Source organism: Microbacterium enclense (genome assembly GCF_001456955.1).
Taxonomy (GTDB): domain Bacteria; phylum Actinomycetota; class Actinomycetes; order Actinomycetales; family Microbacteriaceae; genus Microbacterium; species Microbacterium enclense.
Map to the genome: position 1 here is coordinate 227,412 of NZ_KQ758472.1, position 18,692 is coordinate 246,103.

Below are 18,692 nucleotides of genomic sequence, written 5' to 3' on the forward strand. Positions count from 1 at the left end.
GCCCGCGAAGAGGTGACACCCCATGGCGTCCATCAGTCCCGAACAGCGTCAGCGGGTCCTCGACCTCCACGCCACCGGCACCCCCCGCAACGAGATCTCCCGCCTCACCGGCATCAGCGCTGGGTCCGTCACCAACATCTGCCGCGACGCCGGCCGGTCCTTTGACCGGTCAGCGACGAAACAGGCGTCTGAGGCTCGCGCGGTGGATCTCGCGGCGGGTCGGCTTCGTCTGGCGGAGAAGATGCTGGCGGCCTCGGAGGCAATGCTCGACACCATCGACGACCCTTACATCGTCTTCAATTTCGGTGGCAGCGAGAACACGTACAACGAGCACGAGCTCGACTCGGCGCCGGTTGAGGTGAAGCGGAACATCATCACGACGGCGGGGATCACGTTCGACAAGCTGACCCGCATCGTGGAGAAGTCCGACAGCGGGCTCGAGCAGGCTGCTGGTGTGCTCGACACGATTGCGGCCGGGTTCACGGCTGCGGCTGAGCGGTACCGGGCCGCCGAGGCGACACCCGATGAGGGTTGACGAGCTCGAACGTCTCGTCTCTCGTGCGCAGCTGCTTTCCCTCGTCGACGCGGCGAAGTTCAAGCTGGCCCTGTGGTTCGGTGCTGTCTCCTCCGGGAAGACGGTGATCAGCCTGTGGGCGTTCCTGCTCGCGGTGCGTGTGGCCCCGAAGACGGGGATTATCGTGATCGTCGGTCGGACGATGACGACGGTGTACCAGAACGTGTTCGTCCTGTTCCAGAACACGTCGATCTTCGGGACGCTGATCGCGTCGCAGGTCAGTTACACGCCCGGCGCCTCGTCCGCCCGCATCCTGGGCCGTGAGGTCATGGTCATCGGCGCGTCGAACAAGGAAGCCGTCGGCCGTATCCAGGGTTCGACGGTGGCGCTCGCGTACGTCGACGAGGCCGCGCTCCTCCCCGAGGAGTTCTGGAACATGCTCGTCTCCCGCCTCCGCGTCGACGGTGCTCGCCTCCTCGCGACGATGAACCCCGCTTCCCGGAACCACTGGATCAGGAAGAACTGGATCGTCCCCGGGCCGGCGAAGAACCTCATCAGCTTCCACTTCACGATGCGCGACAACCCGAACCTCCCGGCCGACTACATCGCCGACATGGAGGCGTCGTTCTCCGGCGTGTTCTACGACCGGATGATCAAGGGCGAGTGGACGAACGCTGAGGGCGCCGTCTACCCGATGTGGGATCCCGCCCGGCACGTCATCCCCTTCGCGGACATGCCGCGCCTGCGGGACGTCATGGGCATCGGGATGGACTACGGCACGACGAACACGACCGCGGCGCTCATGCTCGGCGTGTCCGACGAGGCGAAGCCCCGCCTGGTGCTGATGGACGAGTGGCGGTACAACCCGAAGGACCACAACGACCTCCGCCTCACCGACGCGGCCCTCTCGCAACGGTTCCGGGCGTGGCTCCCGCAGGATCACACGCCGTACCCGCTGACCGTGCAGCCGAGGTTCCTGATGCTCGACCCGGCCGCCGCGTCGATGCACATGCAGATGCAGCAGGACCTCCGCGGCACCGGCCTCACCCCGTGGCCGGCGGTGAACGACGTGCTCCCCGGTATCCAGACGATCGCGACCGCCCTCGACGCGGGGCAGCTCGTCGTCACCGACCGATGCACGGGCTTCACCGAAGAGGTCACCGAGTACCGGTGGGATGCGAAGGCCACGGACGCCGGTGAGGACCAGGTCGTGAAAGAGAACGACCACAGCCTCGACGCGGGCCGGTACATCGCCCACTCGACGACGAACTACTGGAAGCCGCAGCTCGCGGCATAAGCCCCGCAGAAGGGCGTGAGTCGTGTCGAGGTCATGAGCCTGCACGGCGGCGTCGCGCACCGCCCTTCACCTCGCGCCCTCTGCGGCTTCACATCAACCCAAGGGGGTCTCCTGTGCCGATCCCCGAGCAGAACACGGCCTGGCCTCCCGCCCCGTGGGATGAGGCGTACAAGGCGTACGCGCTGAACGAGGCGTGGCAGCTGGGCGACACCGCGACGCTGGAGCGGCTGTACTCGTCCGACCGGCAGGCCGCCGCGACGCACACGCACCGCGGTCAGGCGTACCGTGGTGGGCTCGTCGGCGCCGCGTCGAAGATGTTCTGGGGCCGCCCCGTCCCGGCGAACGAGAACCGCACCCGCATCCACGTCCCCGCCCCGGCCGACCTGGCGACGCTGTCGTCGGATCTGGTGTTCGCGGAGCCGCCGGAGGTGTCCCTCGGCACCGACAGCACCGAGAAGGGCAAGGCGCGCCTCGACCTCATCGCCAACAGTGAAGCCGCGCACGCCACCTGGAACACCATGGGCGAACTGAAGGCCGCGCTCGGCGCGACGGTCATCACCTCCGCGTGGGACACCGACGTCGCCGATCACGTGTGGCTCGAGGTCGCCGCCGCCGACGTCGTCATCCCCGTATTCCGCCGCGGGGTCATGGTCGAGTGCACCATGTGGACCGAGTACCGCGAGGACCGGACGCAGGTCGTCTACCGTCACCTGGAGCACCACGAGGTCGGCGCGATCGAGCACGCCCTGTTCCGCGGGACGGAGACGAACCTCGGGAGGCGGGTCCCGCTGCAGGACCGCCCCGAAACGGCAGGCCTCGCGGGTCTCGTGAACGAGGACTCCCGCATCCTCACGGGCATCGACCGGCTCACCTGCTCGTACAACCCGAACATGCCGACCCGTGCGTGGCGGAAGAAGGGCGTTCTCGCGAACACGGGCCGCTCCGACTACGCCGGCCTGCACGGCCTGTTCGACGCGCTGGACGAGACGTTCTCGTCGTGGATGCGTGACCTCCGCCAGGGCGCGGGCCGCATCCTCGTCCCCGACGCGATGCTCGACTACCTCGGCCCCGGCATGGGTGCGGCGTTCGACATGGGGCGCGAGGTGTTCGCCGGTCTCAACTCCCCCGGGAAGCCGGGCGAGCTGATGATCGACAAGGTCCAGTTCGAGATTCGTGTCGAGCAGCACGAGCGCACCGCGTTCGCCCTCTACCGCGAGATCCTCCGCGCCGCCGGCTACTCGCAGTCGGCGTGGGGTGACTACTCCGGTGGTGGGCAGGGCGGCACGCAGACCGCGACGGAGGTCGACGACCGGAACAAGGCGTCGGAGCGCACCCGCGACAAGAAGATCCTGTACGACCGGGCTGCGATCAGCCGTCAGGCGTCGGTCGCGCTCGAGCTCGACGGGAAGCTGTTCCCCGGGAAGGGTGGCGGCCGGTTCGAGCAGCCGACGGTGATCTTCCCCGACGTGTCGCAGGAGGACCCGGAGAAGCTCGCGCGGACCCTGTCGCTCCTGGATGCGGCCGGGGCGATCAGCCTGTGGGAGAAGGTCGCTCGCGCGAACCCCGACTGGGGTGAGGACGAGATCAAGGCCGAGGTTGGCCGCATCCGTGAGGACCGCGGCACCGCGCCCGACCCGGCGACGTTCGACGGCGACGACGAGGACCCCGAAGACCCGGAGGACGCGTGATGGACGAGTTCCCCCGCTGCGCGCACTGCGGCCAGAGGATCGAGCGCATCAACTTCGCGCTCGGCCCCGAGTGGCGGCACTGGCCCTCGCCGTACGGCAACTACCGCACGAGCGAGAAGTACCGCATCTGCCACTCGACGACGGTAGCGACGCCCACCAGCGAGTGACCCGGGGGGTGACCGGTGGCGCTGTTCAAGCCGGACCCCGACCGCAGCATCGAGGACATCGTCGAGGACCTCGGCCGGGAGATCGCCGACCGGTTCCGCGACGCCGAGGACGAAGCGATCGCCGAGGTCGCCGCTCGCGCACGCCGCGACATGGACCTCTCCTCCCGACTGCCGGAAGCGGCCGCCGGCGCGGGGCTCACCGTCGCGGAACGGCGGGAGCAAAACCGCATCCTCGCCGAGCTCGCCGCGCACCGTGCACGGGCCCTGAACGAGCTCGCCCGCATCGGTGAGCGTCTCGCGGACGGTCTCGCCCCCGGTGGCCTGGCCGCGCGGATCGTCGCCGCCGCCGCGCTCGAGGGGGAAGCCGCTGCCGCGGTCACTCTCGGCATCGGCGTCGGCAACGTTCGGCCCGTCCCGTTCACGTCGACCGCGGCTCAGGCCGCGTCTATGGTGGCCGTGTCGCTGGAGAACCGGCTGACGAACCTGCGGGAGCGGATCACCCGGTACCCGCGGGACGCGTACCAGCGGATCGTCGCCATGTACACGCCGTCCACGCTCCTCGGCATCACGACGTCGCAGGTGCAGCAGGCGCGGATCGTGCAACGGTTCCTCGCCGAGGGCATCACCGGCTTCGTGGATCGGTCCGGGCGCCGGTGGACGATCGGCGCGTACGCGGAGATGGCAGGGCGCACCAGCGTCGCCCGCGCGTACAACGACGCCGGCGTCCGGCGGATGCAGCAGAACGGCATCCAGCTCGGCACGATCAGCGGCGGCGCCGATGCGTGCCGGAAGTGCGCACCGTGGATCGGGAAGATCGTGTCGTTCGACGGCACGACCGGCGACGTCGTCCTCCCCCACGCGACCCGCGACGAACCGGTCACCGTGCACATCGACGGGACCCTCGCGCAGGCGCGCGCCGCCGGGTGGGGACACCCGAACGACCGGTGCAAGATCAACGCCTACTCCCCTGGCCTCGCGATCCCGCAGCGGGACTTCGAGTACGACAAGCAGGCCGAGCACGAACGCGCCGAGCAGCGCCGCCTCGAGCGGGAGATCCGGTCAGCGAAACGCGACCAGGCCGCCGCCATGACGGACACGGAACAGCGCCGCGCCGCGCGCGACGTCGCGAAGGCGCAGGCGGAGATGCGCGCGTTCCTCAAGCAGACCGGCCGGAAACGCTCCTCGTACCGCGAGCAGCTGCACTTCGCCGACGGATAGATCAAGGAGAGCGACCATGAATCGAACGGGAACGCCCACACGCTTCCGACGCCCTCTCGTCCATTTGCGTCAGCGCACACGGGACGGCAGCCTCGCCCACCGCATCCTCACGATCGCTCAGGAGCGACGTCCCTGGTACGACTGGGGCGCCCGCCTGATGGTACTCGTGGGCCAGTTCCGCACCGGGTCCTACGACACACCCCGCGGCCGAGACCTCTGGTATCGCTTCGAAGCCGAGAACGAGCACCGCGGGCGCATCATCAAGACCCGCACCTACGCCAACGTGCGCGCCACCCGCGAGCAGGACTTCTCATGGCGCATCTTCGACGTGCAGGACGACGGACACACGGTGAAGGTCGGCCACTACGGCGGCCAGATCACCCACTTCGGGCTGAGCCGGCGTGAGATGAAGCTCTTCCGTCGATGGGACTTCTGGGAGTGCCGCGTGCGCGGAGAATGGTTCGGCCTCCGCCGGTGGCTGTACCACCTCGGCCTGCACCACCACGTCGACCTCCGCAAGCCGTTCGCGTGCAACGCCACGCCCAAGCGCGGATCCGGCGGATACTCCCACTGGCACTGCGAGCTCCGCGGCCGCCACGAGGTGCACCGGTTCCGCAACTACACCTGGCCCGGGGGCACCGCGCGCGTCGAATACGACCCCATCCCGGCCTGACAGACCCGGGAGGGGCGTCAACGCGGTCCCCGCTGTGAAGCCGCGAAGGACGCTCACGACGCTCTCCTTACAAGCGAGGCGTACCTGCGCCCCTCCCCACACACTCCGCGGCCGTCGTCGGCCCTGCACTTCGACGGCTGCGGTCCCCTCACACGTCGCTCACCGCAGGGGTGCAGCGAACCCACGAGCAGGAGGCTCACCCATGACCACCGTCCGCGTCTACACCAAGCCGGACTGCCGGCAGTGCGACCTCACCAAGACCCTGCTCACCAAGCGCGGCGTCGACTTCACCATCGAGGACCTCACCGACCCCGGCAACCTCGCCGCCGCGAAGGCCCTCGGCCACCAGTCCGCGCCCGTCGTCATCGCCGGCGAGGAGTCGTGGGCGGGGTTCCGCCCCGACCTGATCGGCGAACTCGCCGACCGTCTCACCGAGGAGGTGCCCGCGTGAGCACGCAGACCCGCACCCTCGGCCCGCAGTTCGCCCCGGTGTTCGACCGCCCGTTCCTGCGGTACTTCGACGGCGAGAACGGCGCACCCGGCGGCACCCCCACGCCCGCGGCTCCCGCCGAGCCCGCCGCACCCGCGGCCCCGGCGACTCCGCCCGCACCGACTCCCCCGCCGGCACAGCCCGCTCCCCCGGCCACGCCCCCGGCCCAGCCCGAGCCGGTGAACTTCCGCGGCAACCCCGACGAGTACGTCCGCGAGCTCCGCCAGGAGGCGCGCGGCCACCGCGAGTCGTTCGAGAAGGAGCAGAGCGAGCACACCGCGACGAAGGCCGAGCGCGACGCCGCCGCCGCCGAGCGTGACACCCTCAAGCGCGAGCGGGCCGTGCTCCTCGCCGCGCCCCGCCTCGGCGCCCACGCCGACCTGCTGCTCGACTCCTCGAGCTTCACCAAGACCCTCGCCGGAATCGACCTCGCCGACCAGGCAGCCGTCGACAAGGCGATCACAGACGCGCTCGAGAGGAACTCGGCGTTCAAGGCAGGACCCACTCTCCCCGGAGCAAGCGGCCCCGGGCACCAGGGCGGCCAGCCGACCCCCACCACCACCCCCTCCCTCGACGGCGCAGTCAAAGCGCGCCTCGGGGGCTGACTCCTCTGAGGGAGATGAAACATGCCCGTATCCATCGCAGAAGCGAAGAAGAACGCGACCGACGATGTCGACGTGGCGGTGATCGACGAGTTCCGTAAGGAATCGACCGTCATCGACTCGCTGATCTTCGACGACGTCGTGAACCCCGCCGGCGGCGGCGCGACGCTCACCTACGGCTACCGCCGCCTCGCCACGCAGCGCAGCGCCGGATTCCGTGCGCTGAACACCGAGTACACGCCCGAGCACGTCACCACGACCCCCGTCACGGTGAATCTCGCGCCCCTCGGTGGCTCGTTCGAGGTCGACCGCGTCATCGCGAAGATCGGCCCCGCCGCGTCCGGCGCCGTCACGCTGAACCTGCAGCAGACCGTCAAGGCCACCCGCACGAAGTTCCAGGACGCCGTCATCAACGGCGACGTGGCGACCGACGCGAACGGCTTCGACGGTCTCGACAAGGCCCTCACCGGCTCGTCGACCGAGCTCGGCGTCGGCGCCGTGACCGACTGGTCCGACTTCGACACCAACGCCCGCGCCGAGCACCGCGCGCTCGACAAGATCGACGAGTTCCTCGCCGCTCTCGACGGCGCGCCGACCATCATCCTCGGCAACGCATCCGCGCTCGCCCGCGTGCGCGCCGCGGCCCGCCGCGCCGGCCAGTACACCAAGGACCCCGTCGAGGGCCTCCTCGGGGTCAACGGCCGCCCGATCGAGCGTGAGACGTACGGTGGCGTGCTGTTCGCCGACCCGGGCAACAAGCCCGGCACGAACAACCCGATCATCCCGATCGCCACGCGCACCGTCGGCGGCTCGTCCGTGACCGGCCTGACCGACCTGTACGCGTACCGTGTCGGCCTCGACGGCTTCCACGGCGTGTCCATCGTCGGCGGCCAGCTCGTGCAGACCTGGCTCCCCGACTTCACGTCGGCCGGCGCCGTCAAGAAGGGCGAGGTCGAGCTCGGCCCGATCGCCGTCGCCCTCAAGGCCACCAAGGCAGCCGCCGTGCTGCGCAACGTGAAGGTGCGGTGATCGACATGGCGAAGAAGACCATCAAAACGCCCGTCGAGGGCTTCGACGGCATCGTCGCGGGCGTCCGGTTCGTCGACGGCGTGGGCTCCACGGACGACGAGGGCGCTATCGCGTACTTCGAGCGTCAGGGGTACACCGTCGGCGGCCACGTCGACGAGGACGCTGAGCGGGACTTCCCCCTGGGCGACCCGTCCGACAAGTGGACGAAGACGCAGCTCCTCGCGTACGCGAAGGCGCACGGCATCCAGATCGAAGCCGACGTGAAGACGAAGGACGACATCTGGGCGGCGATCAAGCCCGGCGGCACCCCGTACAAGGGCGTCACCACCCCGGAGGGTCAGGCGCTCGTCAACGACGCCACCGACCCGAAGGACGGCGAGGTCAAGGACCAGGCGGAACTGCCGGTCAAGTAACCGTCACCGCTCCCCGCACGGCGCGCACACGCCGTCGTGCGGGGAGCACCACGACACGTAGCTCAGATGGAAGAGCCACGGGACGCAGGTTCGAGTCCTGCCGTGTCGACCACCCAGAGGAGGCATCATGCGCATCATCCACCCCCAGGCTGTCGCCGGCCGCCAGAGGCAGTTCGACGTCGAGTTCATCGACGGTGTCGCGACGGTCGAGTCGTTGCACCCCGAGCGGGAGCTCGCGTTCCGTCAGCACGGGTTCCGCTTCGAGGAAGACCCCGAGGTCGTCGCCCCGTACCACGGGGGCCTCGGCGAGCCGATCATCGACCTCACCACCATGACGATCGCGCAGCTGCGCGAGATCGCCGAGATGGACGGTATCGACCTCCCGTCGAAGGCGAAGCACGCGGAGATCGTCGAAATCCTGTCCCGCCGCCCGATGGACCCCATCCCGGGCAGCGTCGAGAACGGTGACGGGTCGTTCGTCTCCCCCGGCGTTCCCGATTTCGGAAAGGCCGAGCTGCGCGACGGCATCTGGGCGGCGGTCAAGCCCGGCGAAACGCTGCCGGGTACGGAGGGCTGAGATGCAGCGCGTGTTCGCCACCCCCACGGACTACGCGAAGTACGCCGAGGAGGACTTCGACGACACCGATCTGCTGACGAAGCGACTGCGCTCTGCGTCCGTCGAGGTCGAGAAGCTGATCCGCGGCGCCGTGTACGACGTCGACGACGACGGCTACCCCACCGACGCCGACACCGCGGAGGACCTCGCGGAGGCGACGTGCGCGATCGTCGAGCACTGGGCCGACACCGACGACCCCCGCGGCATCGACGCGGTCCAGGGCGCGGTGAAGATCGGGTCCGTGTCGCTCGGCACGACGTCGTCCGGGTCGGACAACCTGTCCGCCAGCGAGAAGCTCGCGCGCCGCATCGGCGACAAGGCCGTCGACATTCTCACCACCGCGGGCCTGATCGGCGCCGCCGTCGCACACTCCTGAATTGCTTGACTGCATTCTGAACAGGCTGTCGTCGTGACCGGAATGACGGCCCATATTCTTTGACCAGCGAAGCGGACGAGGGGCACTGAACGGTGAAATACATGCATCGACCTGGCCCTACCCGGCTCGAAGACCTCCGGCGTCTTGAAGGACTCGAGAGGCGATATCGCTGGAGCCCCTGGAAAGCTCCCGCGATTCAGGGCTTGTGGATGGTGTCTGCTGGTCTGCCGAATCCCTACCCTGCTTCGGTTCTCCGGATGGCGCATAGAGATCCGAATGCAGCTGCAATCCTCTGGCGCCGAACGACCTAGATCCGGCTCGTTAGGAGGTCACGATGGCCCGCCTGCGAGCGAAGCACCTCCCCCACCGCGTCATCGTCCAGCCGTTCGACGGCGACGGCGCCGAAGGCGACATCTGGGGCGACGAGCGCGCGGACCGCCCCGCGTACGTCGAACAGAAGACCCGCCTCCGCGTCGACCGCCGCTCCACCTCCCCCACGTCTGGGCAGGAGATCACGTCAACGACGTTCGTCGTGATGCTGCCCGACGACGACACCGCACCCCGGTCACGTGTGACCGTGTGGGCGGGCACCCCGCGCGAGCGCACCGCCGAGGTCATCGACTCCGCGTTCTTCGACTACCGCGGCACCCCGTCCCACGTGGAGCTGTACCTCGAGTAGGGAGCGCCCATGGCCATTCGCGTGCAGGTGACGATGACGAACCGCCTCGGCGAGTTGACCGACGAGATTCGGGCGCGCCTCATCTCCGGCGAGAACAAGGCCGCCGAGCGCGGTCTCACCCTCTCCCGGCAGATGGTGCCCCTCGACACGGGAAACCTCTCCGGGTCCGGGACCGTGGAGCCGGCCGTCGACCCCGAGGAGGGCGCGGGCATCGTCTACGACACCCCGTACGCGGCCCGGCTGCATGAGCACCCCGAGTACGACTTCTCGAAGGACTCGAACCCGAACGCGCAGGGCAAGTGGGTGGAGAACGCCGTCGTGCAGAACAAAAAGGAGCTCGGCGACATCATCCGGAACGAGGTGCAGGGTGGCTGACGCGCCGGAGATCATCCTGAACCGCGCGCTCGCGCAGCTGCTGCACACCGCGGGCCTCGCGGTCTACCACCAGCTGCCGGGTGTCATACCGGAGCGAGCGATCCGCCTCGACGGCGTCATGCCGACCAGCGTCAACGAGTACACGCTGCTCACCCCGCTCCGCCCTGTCCCCGAGGGCCGCGCGGACATGGTCTGGCGCACGCAGATCTACACCCGACGCAAGGGCGGCGCCGCCGCCGCGCGCTCCTGGGGCGCCGACCTCCGCGCCGTGCTCGACCAGAAGGAGTACGTCCCCAACGTGCTCGGCATCGGCTGGGCGTGGGAGTTCTCCGCCACCGACTTCGACCCCGACTCGCAGGGACGCGCAGCCGTCGCCTCGACCTACTACTTCCGCGGCCGCCGGCCGTAGGAACCCCGCCGGAAGCGCCGGCACACCACCCACGAAGGAGGCGGCCATGGCCGACACCACCCTCTACGACACGATGGCGCCCTCCGCGGGGTCCGTCGCGCTCGCGCACCAGCGCCTGATCCGCATGCGGCAGAACGGCGTGTTCCAGAACATCACGGGCGACATCAACAACCTCGCCCTCAACCCGACGAAGATCAGTGTCCCCCGCGAGGTGTACGGCCAGAAGGGCCGCACCCGCGAGGACATCATCGGCTACAACTACGCCCCCACCTTCGACGTCGAGGTCGTCCGCGACCCCGTCACGAAGCAGATCGTCGCCGCCCAGGCGTGGTTCAAGGACCTCGTGTCCGCCGCGTTCTCCGAGGGCGAGGCGAACAAGCGCGAGTTCCAGCTGTTCACCGACGCGCTCGACGAGGACATGCCCGTCGTGCAGGGCAAGTTCTCTGTCGCGTACGCCGAGGGCAACACGGGCTTCGCCGACAAGGGCATCGTCCGCATCACCCTCCAGTCCGACGGCATCGTCCCGCGCATCACTTCCCCGCTCGCCGGGAACGGCGCGCCGATCCTCGAGTCCGCCACCCCGGCCGGTCTCACCACCGGTGACCTGCTCAAGGTCCGCGGGTACAAGCTCGGCACCGTCGTCAGCGCCACGATCGACGGTCAGGCGGTCACGAAGATCCTCAAGGTCGACGAGTACACCGTCGCCCTGCTGATCCCGGCGACCGTGTCCGGCTCGGCACCGATCACCGTCACCAACGACGCCGGCGCGTCGAACACGCTGCCGTACACCGCCGCGTAAGTCAGGGAGGGCAGGGACTCCATGACTGTGCACGCCGAGAAGGTCGGCCGCGACCTTCACCTCACGTTCGACGGCATCGACCAGCCGTTCGTCATCCACCCGCTCCCCGGCCGCGCCGGAGTGCAGATCACCGACACCTACCTCGCCGTCTCCGCCGGGCAGTCGAACCGCGCGCAGGACATGACCGAGGCGCTGCAGATCGCCGCGGACGGTGGCCGACAGAACGCGATCACCGGCCGGTGGGAACCGCGCCCCGACGCCGAGCAGACCAACTTCAACCGCATCGGCCTCGAGCTGTCGCAGGACGAAGCCGAGTCCATCCTGATGCCCGCGTTCTTCTGGCAGACGGTGCTCGGCCTCGACGGCGTGAAGGCGTACATCGAGGGCGGTGAGGGTCTCGCGGGCACCCTAAAAGCCACGGGGGCGCTGTCCCTGCGTTTGGGTCTCTTGGCCCGGCGGACATCGCCCGCGGCATCCGCGACGGCCTGATCATCGGCGTCGGCCGGCCCGACGCGAACGGGGTCTACCCCGAGCTGATCTACACCCCCGAGTGGCAGGCGCAGCGCGCGGCATCCGCCGAGCGGCACACCCGCCACGACGACGGCCCCGGCCTGACGACCTCCGAGTTCTGGGGGCTCGTCTGGCCGGAGCTGTTCGGCGAGGTGGAGCTCGACCTCGCCACCGCGGGCCTCATCCCCGACCTCGACCGCGCGCTCGACACCCGCCCGTGGCACACCGTCCGCGGCGCGATCTACCGCCTCCCCGACATCGACACGACATGGGTCGGGAAGGCGGTACGGCATGTTCGACGCGGGCGCACTGATCTTCAAGATCCAGACGGCGGGCGCGCAGACCTTCCGGTCGGACATGGCGTCCGCGGACCAGGCGATCGAGAAGGTCGGCCGGACTTCATCTGAGGCGACCCCGAAGGTCGAGCGCACCGGCGACGCCGTCGACAGGACCGGCAAGAAGGCGAAGGACGCGAAGGCTCCCCTCGACGAGCAGGCGAAGTCGACGAAGGGCGTCGGCGACGAGTCCGAGACCGCGGCGAAGAAGCAGCAGAAGCAGGCCCAGTCGACCGAGGAGCAGATCTCGGCGGCCCGGGAGCTGTCGAAGGTCCTCCTCGTCGCCGGTGCCGCCACTGCCGCTGTCGTGGCGCTGTCGGTGGCGAAGTACACCGAGTTCGACGAGGCGATGGCGCAGACCCGCGCCGCGACGATGGCGACCGCCGCGGAGCAGAAGCAGCTCGGCGAGGCCGCGCTCGAGGCCGGCGCCGACACCGCGTACTCGGCGTCCGAGGCCGCCGCCGCGGAGGAGGAGCTCGCGAAGGCGGGCCAGTCCGTCTCCGACATCGTCGGCGGCTCCCTGAACGGGGCGCTCGCCCTCGCCGCCGCCGGGCAACTGCAGGTCGCCCGCTCCGCCGAGATCATGGCGACCACGCTCACCCAGTTCCGCCTCCCCGCGTCCGAGGCTGCGCACGTCTCCGACGTGCTCGCCGCCGGCGCTGGCAAGGCTCAGGGATCCGTCGACGACCTCGCGCTCGCGCTGAGCTACGTCGGACCCCTCGCCGGGTCTGTCGGCCTCTCGCTCGACGAGACCGCCGGCACGATCGCGTACTTCGCGACGCAGGGCATCATCGGCGAGAAAGCCGGAACGTCGCTCCGCGGCGTTCTCGCGAGCCTCCAGGCGCCGTCCATGGCCGCGGAGAAGGAGATGGCGAAGTACAACATCACCGCCTTCGACGCGCAAGGCAACATGCTCTCCCTCGCCGGCATCGCCGACCAGCTGCGTAACAACCTCGGCGGCCTCACCGAGCAGGAGCGTCTCGCCGCGCTCGGCCGAATCTTCGGCAACGAGTCCCTCAACGCCGCGACGCTGCTCTACGAAGGCGGCTCCGCCAAGATCAACGAGTGGACCGACGCGGTCGACGACTCCGGGTACGCCGCGGAGCAGGCCGCCATGCGGCAGGACAACCTCGCCGGCGACATTGAGAAGCTCGGTGGAGCGTTCGACACCGCGCTCATCCGCACCGGATCCGGCGCGAACGAGATCCTCCGCCAGATGGTGCAGATCGCGACGCAGCTGGTCGACAGCTACGGGGAGATGCCCGCCCCGGTGCAGGCGACCGCGCTTGTGGTCGGCGTTGCTGCGGCCGCGATGCTGCTGTTCGCGGGCGGTGCCGTGCAGGTCCGAGCCCGACTGATCGAGCTGCAGGCCGAGTTCGCCAAGACCAACGCCAGTATGCGCACCACTGCCCTGGTCGGCGCTGGCGCGGCGCTCGCGCTCACCGGCATCGTCACCGTCATCGCGCTCGTCGTCGCCCGTCAGGCGGAGATGAACGCGGGCGCCGCCGAGTTCGCCGACAGCCTCGACGAGGTCACGGGCGCCGCGACGGAGAACACCCGCGCGATGATCGCGAAGAAGCTGGCCGACGCCGGCGTGTTCGAGCAGGCGAAGAAGGTCGGCCTCAGTCAGAAGGAGCTCACCGACGCTCTCTACGAGGGTGGAGCGGCCGCCGACGACGTCATCAAGCGGTTCAAGGACGCGAGCTTCGCCACGGGCGGCTTCGACATCGGCTTGCAGGACGCGAGCCGAGCCGTCGACGACATGAACACGCAGCTCATCGACTCGAAGACCCGCCACGATGACCTCAAGGCCGCCACCGAGGGGTCGACGGACGCGACGGGCGCCGGCACGGAGGTCACGAAGTCCGCGGCCGCGGCGTACGTCGAAGCCGCCGACGGCGCGGACACCCTCGAGGGTGAGCTGCAGCAGCTCATCGACACCATCAACGAGGCGAACGGGGTCGGGCAGGACGCGGTCAGCGCGAACATCGACTATCAGGACGCGCTCGCGAAGGTCGACGAGACCATCCAGAAGGCACGCGAGGGCCAGGAGGGCTACTCCCTGTCCCTGGACCAGGGCACGCAGGCAGGCCGCGACAACCTCGGCATGCTCAACGACCTCGCAGCCTCGTCGCAGGACGCAGCGGATAAGCAGTTCGCGCTCGACGGGAACACCCAGAATTACCGGTCGTCGCTCGAGGCTGGCCGTCAGGCCCTCATCCAGCGCGCACAGGACCTGGGGTACAACGCCGACGAGGCGCAGGCCCTCGCCGATCAGATCTACCGCATCCCGTCCGAGACGGAGTGGAAGATCATCGCGGACACTGCGTTCGCGCAGCAGCAGGTGGACTCGTACATCAGCCGCAACACCGGCCGCGAGATCATCGTGAAGATCGCGGGCGTACCCGTGGCGCAAGGCCTCGGCGGGTCGGGCGGCATCACGCAGGCCGACGGCGGCAAGGTCGAGTTCTACGCGAACGGTGGCCGCCGCGGCGAGAACCACGTCGCACAGTTCGCTCGCGCCGGCACCTACCGGGTGTGGGCGGAGGACGAGACCGGCGGCGAGTGGTACCTGCCCAACTCCCCCGCGAAGCGCGACCGGTCCCTGGTCATCGCGAAGCAGATGCTCTCCGAGTGGGGCTTCGACATGGTCCCGAAGGGCGCCGCGCCGGCCATCACCGGCGGCGGCGGCCCCTCGTCCGACCTGACCGGCCTCGACATCACTGGAACCCTCCATATCGGCGGAGACGGGCTGGTCCGGATCGTTGACGGCCGCATCGCGGAAGCCCGATACCAATCAGCCACGACCCTGAGCGGAGGGAGCTCCTCACGATGATGATCGCCACCCTCACCGCCCGCCCTGACATGGCCCCCGTCCCTCGCGTCGAGATCCAGCTGCAGGAGATGGACGCGTACGACGGCGGTGGCGCCGGGGCTGCACCGACGGGGAGTCTCGACGGCGGCAGCCCCGGCGCTACCGGCCCGGAGGCGACCGGTGGAACGGCGCAGATGGTCACCGTGAAGGTCCCGGACGACACCGCGCATATAACGCTCTGGCGGCGGGACGGCTCACGCCGACGGGAAGTGCGCGGTGTCATCGGCGCCGCGTTTTCGTTCGACGGTTTCGGGGCATTGGATCGCGAAGCGGGCAGAGGTGTCGCGAGCGCGTACGAACTCGAGTGCCACACCGTGTTTCACGGGTCGGTCACCCTCCCCATCGGATCGGTCATCATGCCGGCCCCGGCCGAGCGGTACGAAACCGTCATCCAGCAGCCCCTCAATCCGCGTCTGCGAGCGGTCGTCACCGAGACCGCCGCCAACGTGGAAAGCATCACGCGGCAGGCGCCTCTGGATCTGGTGCCTGTCGAGGGGAAATCGTTCCCTCGTCTGGTGGGTTTCGGTCCGCGGCAGGGCCTGTCGGGTGTGCAGTTCAGCTTCGAGGTGCCGGACAGGGCGACGGCGGCTGCGGTCTGGGCCACGCTCGGCGACGAGGAACACCCCCAACTGGCTGCGTGGCTGGTCCGGTCCATGCACCCCCTGCTGCCTCCCGTCTTCTTCTGCGAGGTGCGTGACCTCCAGGAGGTGGACTTCGACCTCGCGTACGGCGGCACGCGAAGCCGCTTCGTGGCTGTCGTCTCCGAGATCGCAGCGCCCGCTCCGGCGCTCACGACCCCCGCTGTCCGATACTCCGACCTCGTGGCGGCCTTCGGCCCGTCCTACGACGAGATCGGTACCGCTCTACCGCGCTACAGCCAGTGGGGCACGGCGTGGGAGTTCGCCTCCGCAAGCTGAGAGGAACACGATGCGCGCCGCCTCCGACCAAGCACGCAGCATCATCGGCAGCGGTGGCCTGAACGCTCAATGGGTGTTCGACCTCATGTACGCCGGCGAACGCCGCCTCCAGGACGTGCCCATCGCAACCGGACACTCGTTGCAGTGGGACGGCACGAGGTTCGTCACCGGATCAGGCACGGCTCGCGTCGTCTGGGCGGACAGCTATGCCCGGTCGATGGCGCCCCGGGAGGTGGGCGACTGGTTCTCCCCGTTCGGGGGTGAGTTGCAGGTCGACTGCCTCGTCGGCGGGGGCGTGTTCACCGAGCGGATCCCGCAGGGACGGTTCGTCATCACGAACGTCCCTGACGTGGTCGAGGCGCGGATGCCGTGGGAAGGGCAGGTCATCCACCCGGGCGAGTCCTTCACCCTCGAGCTCAACGACCCCCTCGTCCGCGTGCAGCGGAACGACTTCGCCCTGCCGACGGCTCCCCGTTCCACGTCAGCGTGGTCGGAGGTGCAGGCGATCTCGGAGCTTCCGGTCCTCCGCAACGTCGACGACAAGGTCCTCCCGCCGCTGCCGTACGAAGGCGCGCGCGAGCCGATCCTGCAGGCGATCTTCGACGCGATGGATGCCTGGCCGCACGTGGACTCCGCGGGATATCTCACCGCGCGGCCGAAGGCGTGGCCCGAACCGGTCGGCGAGCTCGTCGACGTGGTGACTGCCCCTCCGTCGATGACCTCCCGGGAGACGCACAACCGTGTGGCTGTGACGGGGCGCACAGCGGACGGGAAGCCACTGTACAGCGTCCGCGAAGTGACGGAGGGGTTCCTCCGCACGCGGAACCCTGACGGGTCGCCGTCACCCTTCGGAGGGTCCACGTACTCCTACCGGGCCGACCGACTGACGACGCAGCAGCAGGTCGACGACTACGCCGATGCCCTGCTCCGCCGGGTGGCGCGGCTTCGCTCGGTCACGCGCGAAATCACTGTGCCCTTCAACCCGCTCATTGAGGTAGGGGACGTGCACATCTTCCGCGGCGGGCACGTCCGGACACAGGTCGTTCGGCACGTCGGCGCCGCGACCGTCCTCACGGTGGAGGTGCCAGATGCTTGACGCCGAAGCGATCACCAAGCTCCTCGATGGGAAGAGCCGTGTCACCCCGTACGTCGGGCGCTACGTGGGCCAGTCCGACATGCTCGCGCTCGTCGACCTCGGAGACCAACGCATCACAGTTCCCTTCACCGGCGGCTTCGTGCCGGAGGTGAGCGAGACCGTGCACGTCTGGTCCATCGACGGGGTCCTGTTCATGATCGGTCCGACCGCGCCGAAGCCGGGCGGCGGCGTCGTTGCGACCGTGTCCGGCGACTACGTCAACGTGACGACCGACTTCGGAACGTTCCTGATGCCGTACGGTCCCCCATCGGACCCGCCCACATCCGGCGACAGCGTTGGCATCAACTGGTCCTGGCCGCCGTGGTGCATGAAGCTGTCCACCTCCCCCGACCCGCCACCCCCGCCACCCGCACCCGGAGGCGGCGAACCGAGCGGGCCCGTGACACGCACGGCGGAGTTCCGCGCCATCGACGCCGGATCCACCGACCGGGGGTCCGCCCGCTGGTGGACAGCGAGCCCGTACGCATTGAACTCCACCTACGGCGCATGGTTCTACGGCGACCAGATCAAGAGCACGATCCCCGCGAACGCGGAGTTCGGGTCGCTCGAGATCTTCATCGTCTACAGCCAGCGGCGCGGCGACCCGCCCCGCTTCGCCCTGCACAGCGACGCCCGGAAGGGCGGCGTACCGGGGTTCGGCGGCTACACCACGTGGGCGCCCGGTGAGGGGTGGCAGACGCCGCCCGACGCCGCCGGGTGGTTCAACGCGCTCAAGGCGGGCGGCGACCGGTGGGGCGTCGGCCTCAACCAGGGCGGCTACAACATCTTCAAGTCGCTCGCCCAGGACGGCATGTCCGGCGCGCTGCGCATCACATGGAAGGCCTGACGCATGGGGCACATCGAAAGCGCCGACGGGGCGCTCACCATCAACGACGACGCATCCGACGTCGCCGGGGACCTGCAGGCCATCGTCGACATGGCGATGAAGACCGGGGGTCTCCTCAAGGTCAACTCGGCGCAGCGGCAGAACCTCACCGGCAGCCAGACGCGGGTGGGATGGCTGATCATCGAGACGGACACAGGCCTGATCTACGAACGCACCAACACGGCGCCGCAGGGTGTCCTGGTCGGTGGAGCGTCGCTGCCGGAGATCAACCTGGTCGCCGGGCAGGTGCAGTCGGCCGCGGCAAACGAGACCGTCCGCATGTGGGCGGCGCCCGGTACGTCTCCGTCGCGCTCGTTCAGCGACCAGTGGTTCACGTACGCGTCGTCCGGTGACATCACCGTGAAGAAGGCGGGCTACTACCGCATCTCCGCGCGGGTGCTCGTCGCCGCCGTCGCGGGGCAGGCACTCGCCCTGTGGCTCAACTCCACCCTCGGAGTTCTGTCGCAGGACTCCGTGGTGACCTCCGCCACCCTCGGCGTCATGGCGAAGCTCGACGTCGCCTCCGTCTACCTGCCGGCGAACGCGGTCGTGAACGTCATCATCGCCACCACCAGCGGAAGCGTCGCCCTCGGCGGCCCCGACCCGGCGCGCAGCTCCGGCGAGTTCTCCGTCCAGTTCCTCTCGTCGTAACCCACACCACGCGGAAGCCCCCGGAACACCACCGGGGG

General features: G+C 69.3%; 22 protein-coding genes and 1 tRNA gene. All 23 read left to right on the forward strand.

What is annotated here, in order from left to right; genetic code table 11:
- Nucleotides 1-22: 22 nt before the first annotated feature.
- The 23 genes from AS029_RS17805 (at nucleotide 23) to AS029_RS12915 (ending at nucleotide 18,654) form a co-directional block, all read left to right on the forward strand.
- Nucleotides 23-535 (forward strand): hypothetical protein, encoded by a 513-nt coding sequence (locus AS029_RS17805; RefSeq protein ID WP_058232973.1) that lies wholly within the window; start codon nucleotides 23-25, stop codon nucleotides 533-535.
- A complete protein-coding gene (locus AS029_RS12815; RefSeq protein WP_058232974.1) occupies nucleotides 525-1,811 on the forward strand; it encodes a PBSX family phage terminase large subunit in 1,287 nt (428 codons plus the stop codon). The genes AS029_RS17805 and AS029_RS12815 overlap by 11 nt, the downstream gene beginning before the upstream one ends.
- Nucleotides 1,812-1,924: 113 nt before the next feature.
- On the forward strand, nucleotides 1,925-3,499 hold the full coding sequence (locus AS029_RS12820; RefSeq protein ID WP_058232975.1) for a phage portal protein: 1,575 nt from the start codon (nucleotides 1,925-1,927) through the stop codon (nucleotides 3,497-3,499).
- Nucleotides 3,499-3,666, forward strand: a complete 168-nt coding sequence (locus AS029_RS17680) for a hypothetical protein (RefSeq protein WP_167345275.1) — start codon at nucleotides 3,499-3,501, stop codon at nucleotides 3,664-3,666. The genes AS029_RS12820 and AS029_RS17680 overlap by 1 nt, the downstream gene beginning before the upstream one ends.
- Nucleotides 3,667-3,681: 15 nt before the next feature.
- Entirely contained in the window at nucleotides 3,682-4,884 is a 1,203-nt protein-coding gene (locus AS029_RS12825) for a phage minor capsid protein (RefSeq protein WP_058232976.1), read from the forward strand.
- Nucleotides 4,885-4,900: 16 nt separating this feature from the next.
- Nucleotides 4,901-5,557 carry a hypothetical protein gene (locus tag AS029_RS12830; RefSeq protein ID WP_058232977.1) on the forward strand — a complete coding sequence of 219 codons (657 nt, stop codon included), beginning with the start codon at nucleotides 4,901-4,903 and terminating at the stop codon, nucleotides 5,555-5,557.
- A gap of 202 nt (nucleotides 5,558-5,759) precedes the next feature.
- Nucleotides 5,760-6,008 (forward strand): glutaredoxin domain-containing protein, encoded by a 249-nt coding sequence (locus AS029_RS12835; RefSeq protein WP_058232978.1) that lies wholly within the window; start codon nucleotides 5,760-5,762, stop codon nucleotides 6,006-6,008.
- Complete coding sequence (locus AS029_RS12840; protein ID WP_058232979.1) at nucleotides 6,005-6,652, forward strand: hypothetical protein; 648 nt, start codon at nucleotides 6,005-6,007, stop codon at nucleotides 6,650-6,652. The genes AS029_RS12835 and AS029_RS12840 overlap by 4 nt, the downstream gene beginning before the upstream one ends.
- A 21-nt stretch (nucleotides 6,653-6,673) precedes the next feature.
- On the forward strand, nucleotides 6,674-7,678 hold the full coding sequence (locus tag AS029_RS12845; RefSeq protein ID WP_058232980.1) for a major capsid protein: 1,005 nt from the start codon (nucleotides 6,674-6,676) through the stop codon (nucleotides 7,676-7,678).
- A gap of 5 nt (nucleotides 7,679-7,683) precedes the next feature.
- Nucleotides 7,684-8,091: an Ish1 domain-containing protein gene (locus AS029_RS12850; protein WP_139168117.1), complete on the forward strand. Its 408-nt coding sequence runs from the start codon at nucleotides 7,684-7,686 to the stop codon at nucleotides 8,089-8,091.
- A 51-nt stretch (nucleotides 8,092-8,142) separates the two neighbouring features.
- A tRNA-OTHER gene (locus AS029_RS12855) sits at nucleotides 8,143-8,203 on the forward strand.
- 15 nt (nucleotides 8,204-8,218) lie between these two features.
- Nucleotides 8,219-8,668 (forward strand): hypothetical protein, encoded by a 450-nt coding sequence (locus AS029_RS12860; RefSeq protein ID WP_058232982.1) that lies wholly within the window; start codon nucleotides 8,219-8,221, stop codon nucleotides 8,666-8,668.
- Nucleotide 8,669: 1 nt separating this feature from the next.
- The gene (locus tag AS029_RS12865) at nucleotides 8,670-9,083 is read left to right on the forward strand and encodes a hypothetical protein (RefSeq protein ID WP_058232983.1); all 414 of its coding nucleotides are present in this window, start codon (nucleotides 8,670-8,672) and stop codon (nucleotides 9,081-9,083) included.
- Between the two features lie 334 nt (nucleotides 9,084-9,417).
- On the forward strand, nucleotides 9,418-9,762 hold the full coding sequence (locus AS029_RS12870; RefSeq protein WP_058232984.1) for a hypothetical protein: 345 nt from the start codon (nucleotides 9,418-9,420) through the stop codon (nucleotides 9,760-9,762).
- A 9-nt stretch (nucleotides 9,763-9,771) separates the two neighbouring features.
- A complete protein-coding gene (locus AS029_RS12875; RefSeq protein WP_058232985.1) occupies nucleotides 9,772-10,137 on the forward strand; it encodes a hypothetical protein in 366 nt (121 codons plus the stop codon).
- Nucleotides 10,130-10,546 (forward strand): hypothetical protein, encoded by a 417-nt coding sequence (locus AS029_RS12880; protein ID WP_058232986.1) that lies wholly within the window; start codon nucleotides 10,130-10,132, stop codon nucleotides 10,544-10,546. The genes AS029_RS12875 and AS029_RS12880 overlap by 8 nt, the downstream gene beginning before the upstream one ends.
- Before the next feature lie 46 nt (nucleotides 10,547-10,592).
- The gene (locus tag AS029_RS12885) at nucleotides 10,593-11,345 is read left to right on the forward strand and encodes an IPT/TIG domain-containing protein (RefSeq protein ID WP_058232987.1); all 753 of its coding nucleotides are present in this window, start codon (nucleotides 10,593-10,595) and stop codon (nucleotides 11,343-11,345) included.
- A 21-nt stretch (nucleotides 11,346-11,366) separates the two neighbouring features.
- Entirely contained in the window at nucleotides 11,367-11,834 is a 468-nt protein-coding gene (locus AS029_RS12890; protein WP_058232988.1) for a hypothetical protein, read from the forward strand.
- Nucleotides 11,835-12,146: 312 nt separating this feature from the next.
- Entirely contained in the window at nucleotides 12,147-15,026 is a 2,880-nt protein-coding gene (locus AS029_RS12895; protein WP_058232989.1) for a phage tail tape measure protein, read from the forward strand.
- 68 nt (nucleotides 15,027-15,094) lie between these two features.
- Complete coding sequence (locus tag AS029_RS12900; protein WP_139168119.1) at nucleotides 15,095-15,982, forward strand: hypothetical protein; 888 nt, start codon at nucleotides 15,095-15,097, stop codon at nucleotides 15,980-15,982.
- Between the two features lie 10 nt (nucleotides 15,983-15,992).
- A complete protein-coding gene (locus AS029_RS12905; protein ID WP_058232991.1) occupies nucleotides 15,993-17,078 on the forward strand; it encodes a hypothetical protein in 1,086 nt (361 codons plus the stop codon).
- Nucleotides 17,071-17,964 (forward strand): hypothetical protein, encoded by an 894-nt coding sequence (locus tag AS029_RS12910; protein ID WP_058232992.1) that lies wholly within the window; start codon nucleotides 17,071-17,073, stop codon nucleotides 17,962-17,964. Before AS029_RS12905 ends, AS029_RS12910 begins: the two co-directional genes overlap by 8 nt.
- A gap of 3 nt (nucleotides 17,965-17,967) precedes the next feature.
- Complete coding sequence (locus AS029_RS12915; RefSeq protein WP_058232993.1) at nucleotides 17,968-18,654, forward strand: hypothetical protein; 687 nt, start codon at nucleotides 17,968-17,970, stop codon at nucleotides 18,652-18,654.
- Nucleotides 18,655-18,692: the final 38 nt, after the last annotated feature.

What these genes read in the sequence shown, in the direction of transcription:
- AS029_RS17805 (WP_058232973.1), top strand. Translation starts at nt 23, where the DNA reads ATGGCGTCCATCAGTCCCGAACAGCGTCAGCGGGTCCTCGACCTCCAC.
- AS029_RS12815 (WP_058232974.1), top strand. Translation starts at nt 525, where the DNA reads ATGAGGGTTGACGAGCTCGAACGTCTCGTCTCTCGTGCGCAGCTGCTT.
- AS029_RS17680 (WP_167345275.1), top strand. Translation starts at nt 3,499, where the DNA reads ATGGACGAGTTCCCCCGCTGCGCGCACTGCGGCCAGAGGATCGAGCGC.
- AS029_RS12830 (WP_058232977.1), top strand. Translation starts at nt 4,901, where the DNA reads ATGAATCGAACGGGAACGCCCACACGCTTCCGACGCCCTCTCGTCCAT.
- AS029_RS12835 (WP_058232978.1), top strand. Translation starts at nt 5,760, where the DNA reads ATGACCACCGTCCGCGTCTACACCAAGCCGGACTGCCGGCAGTGCGAC.
- AS029_RS12845 (WP_058232980.1), top strand. Translation starts at nt 6,674, where the DNA reads ATGCCCGTATCCATCGCAGAAGCGAAGAAGAACGCGACCGACGATGTC.
- AS029_RS12850 (WP_139168117.1), top strand. Translation starts at nt 7,684, where the DNA reads ATGGCGAAGAAGACCATCAAAACGCCCGTCGAGGGCTTCGACGGCATC.
- AS029_RS12860 (WP_058232982.1), top strand. Translation starts at nt 8,219, where the DNA reads ATGCGCATCATCCACCCCCAGGCTGTCGCCGGCCGCCAGAGGCAGTTC.
- AS029_RS12865 (WP_058232983.1), top strand. Translation starts at nt 8,670, where the DNA reads ATGCAGCGCGTGTTCGCCACCCCCACGGACTACGCGAAGTACGCCGAG.
- AS029_RS12870 (WP_058232984.1), top strand. Translation starts at nt 9,418, where the DNA reads ATGGCCCGCCTGCGAGCGAAGCACCTCCCCCACCGCGTCATCGTCCAG.
- AS029_RS12875 (WP_058232985.1), top strand. Translation starts at nt 9,772, where the DNA reads ATGGCCATTCGCGTGCAGGTGACGATGACGAACCGCCTCGGCGAGTTG.
- AS029_RS12885 (WP_058232987.1), top strand. Translation starts at nt 10,593, where the DNA reads ATGGCCGACACCACCCTCTACGACACGATGGCGCCCTCCGCGGGGTCC.
- AS029_RS12890 (WP_058232988.1), top strand. Translation starts at nt 11,367, where the DNA reads ATGACTGTGCACGCCGAGAAGGTCGGCCGCGACCTTCACCTCACGTTC.
- AS029_RS12895 (WP_058232989.1), top strand. Translation starts at nt 12,147, where the DNA reads ATGTTCGACGCGGGCGCACTGATCTTCAAGATCCAGACGGCGGGCGCG.
- AS029_RS12900 (WP_139168119.1), top strand. Translation starts at nt 15,095, where the DNA reads ATGGACGCGTACGACGGCGGTGGCGCCGGGGCTGCACCGACGGGGAGT.
- AS029_RS12905 (WP_058232991.1), top strand. Translation starts at nt 15,993, where the DNA reads ATGCGCGCCGCCTCCGACCAAGCACGCAGCATCATCGGCAGCGGTGGC.
- AS029_RS12910 (WP_058232992.1), top strand. Translation starts at nt 17,071, where the DNA reads ATGCTTGACGCCGAAGCGATCACCAAGCTCCTCGATGGGAAGAGCCGT.
- AS029_RS12915 (WP_058232993.1), top strand. Translation starts at nt 17,968, where the DNA reads ATGGGGCACATCGAAAGCGCCGACGGGGCGCTCACCATCAACGACGAC.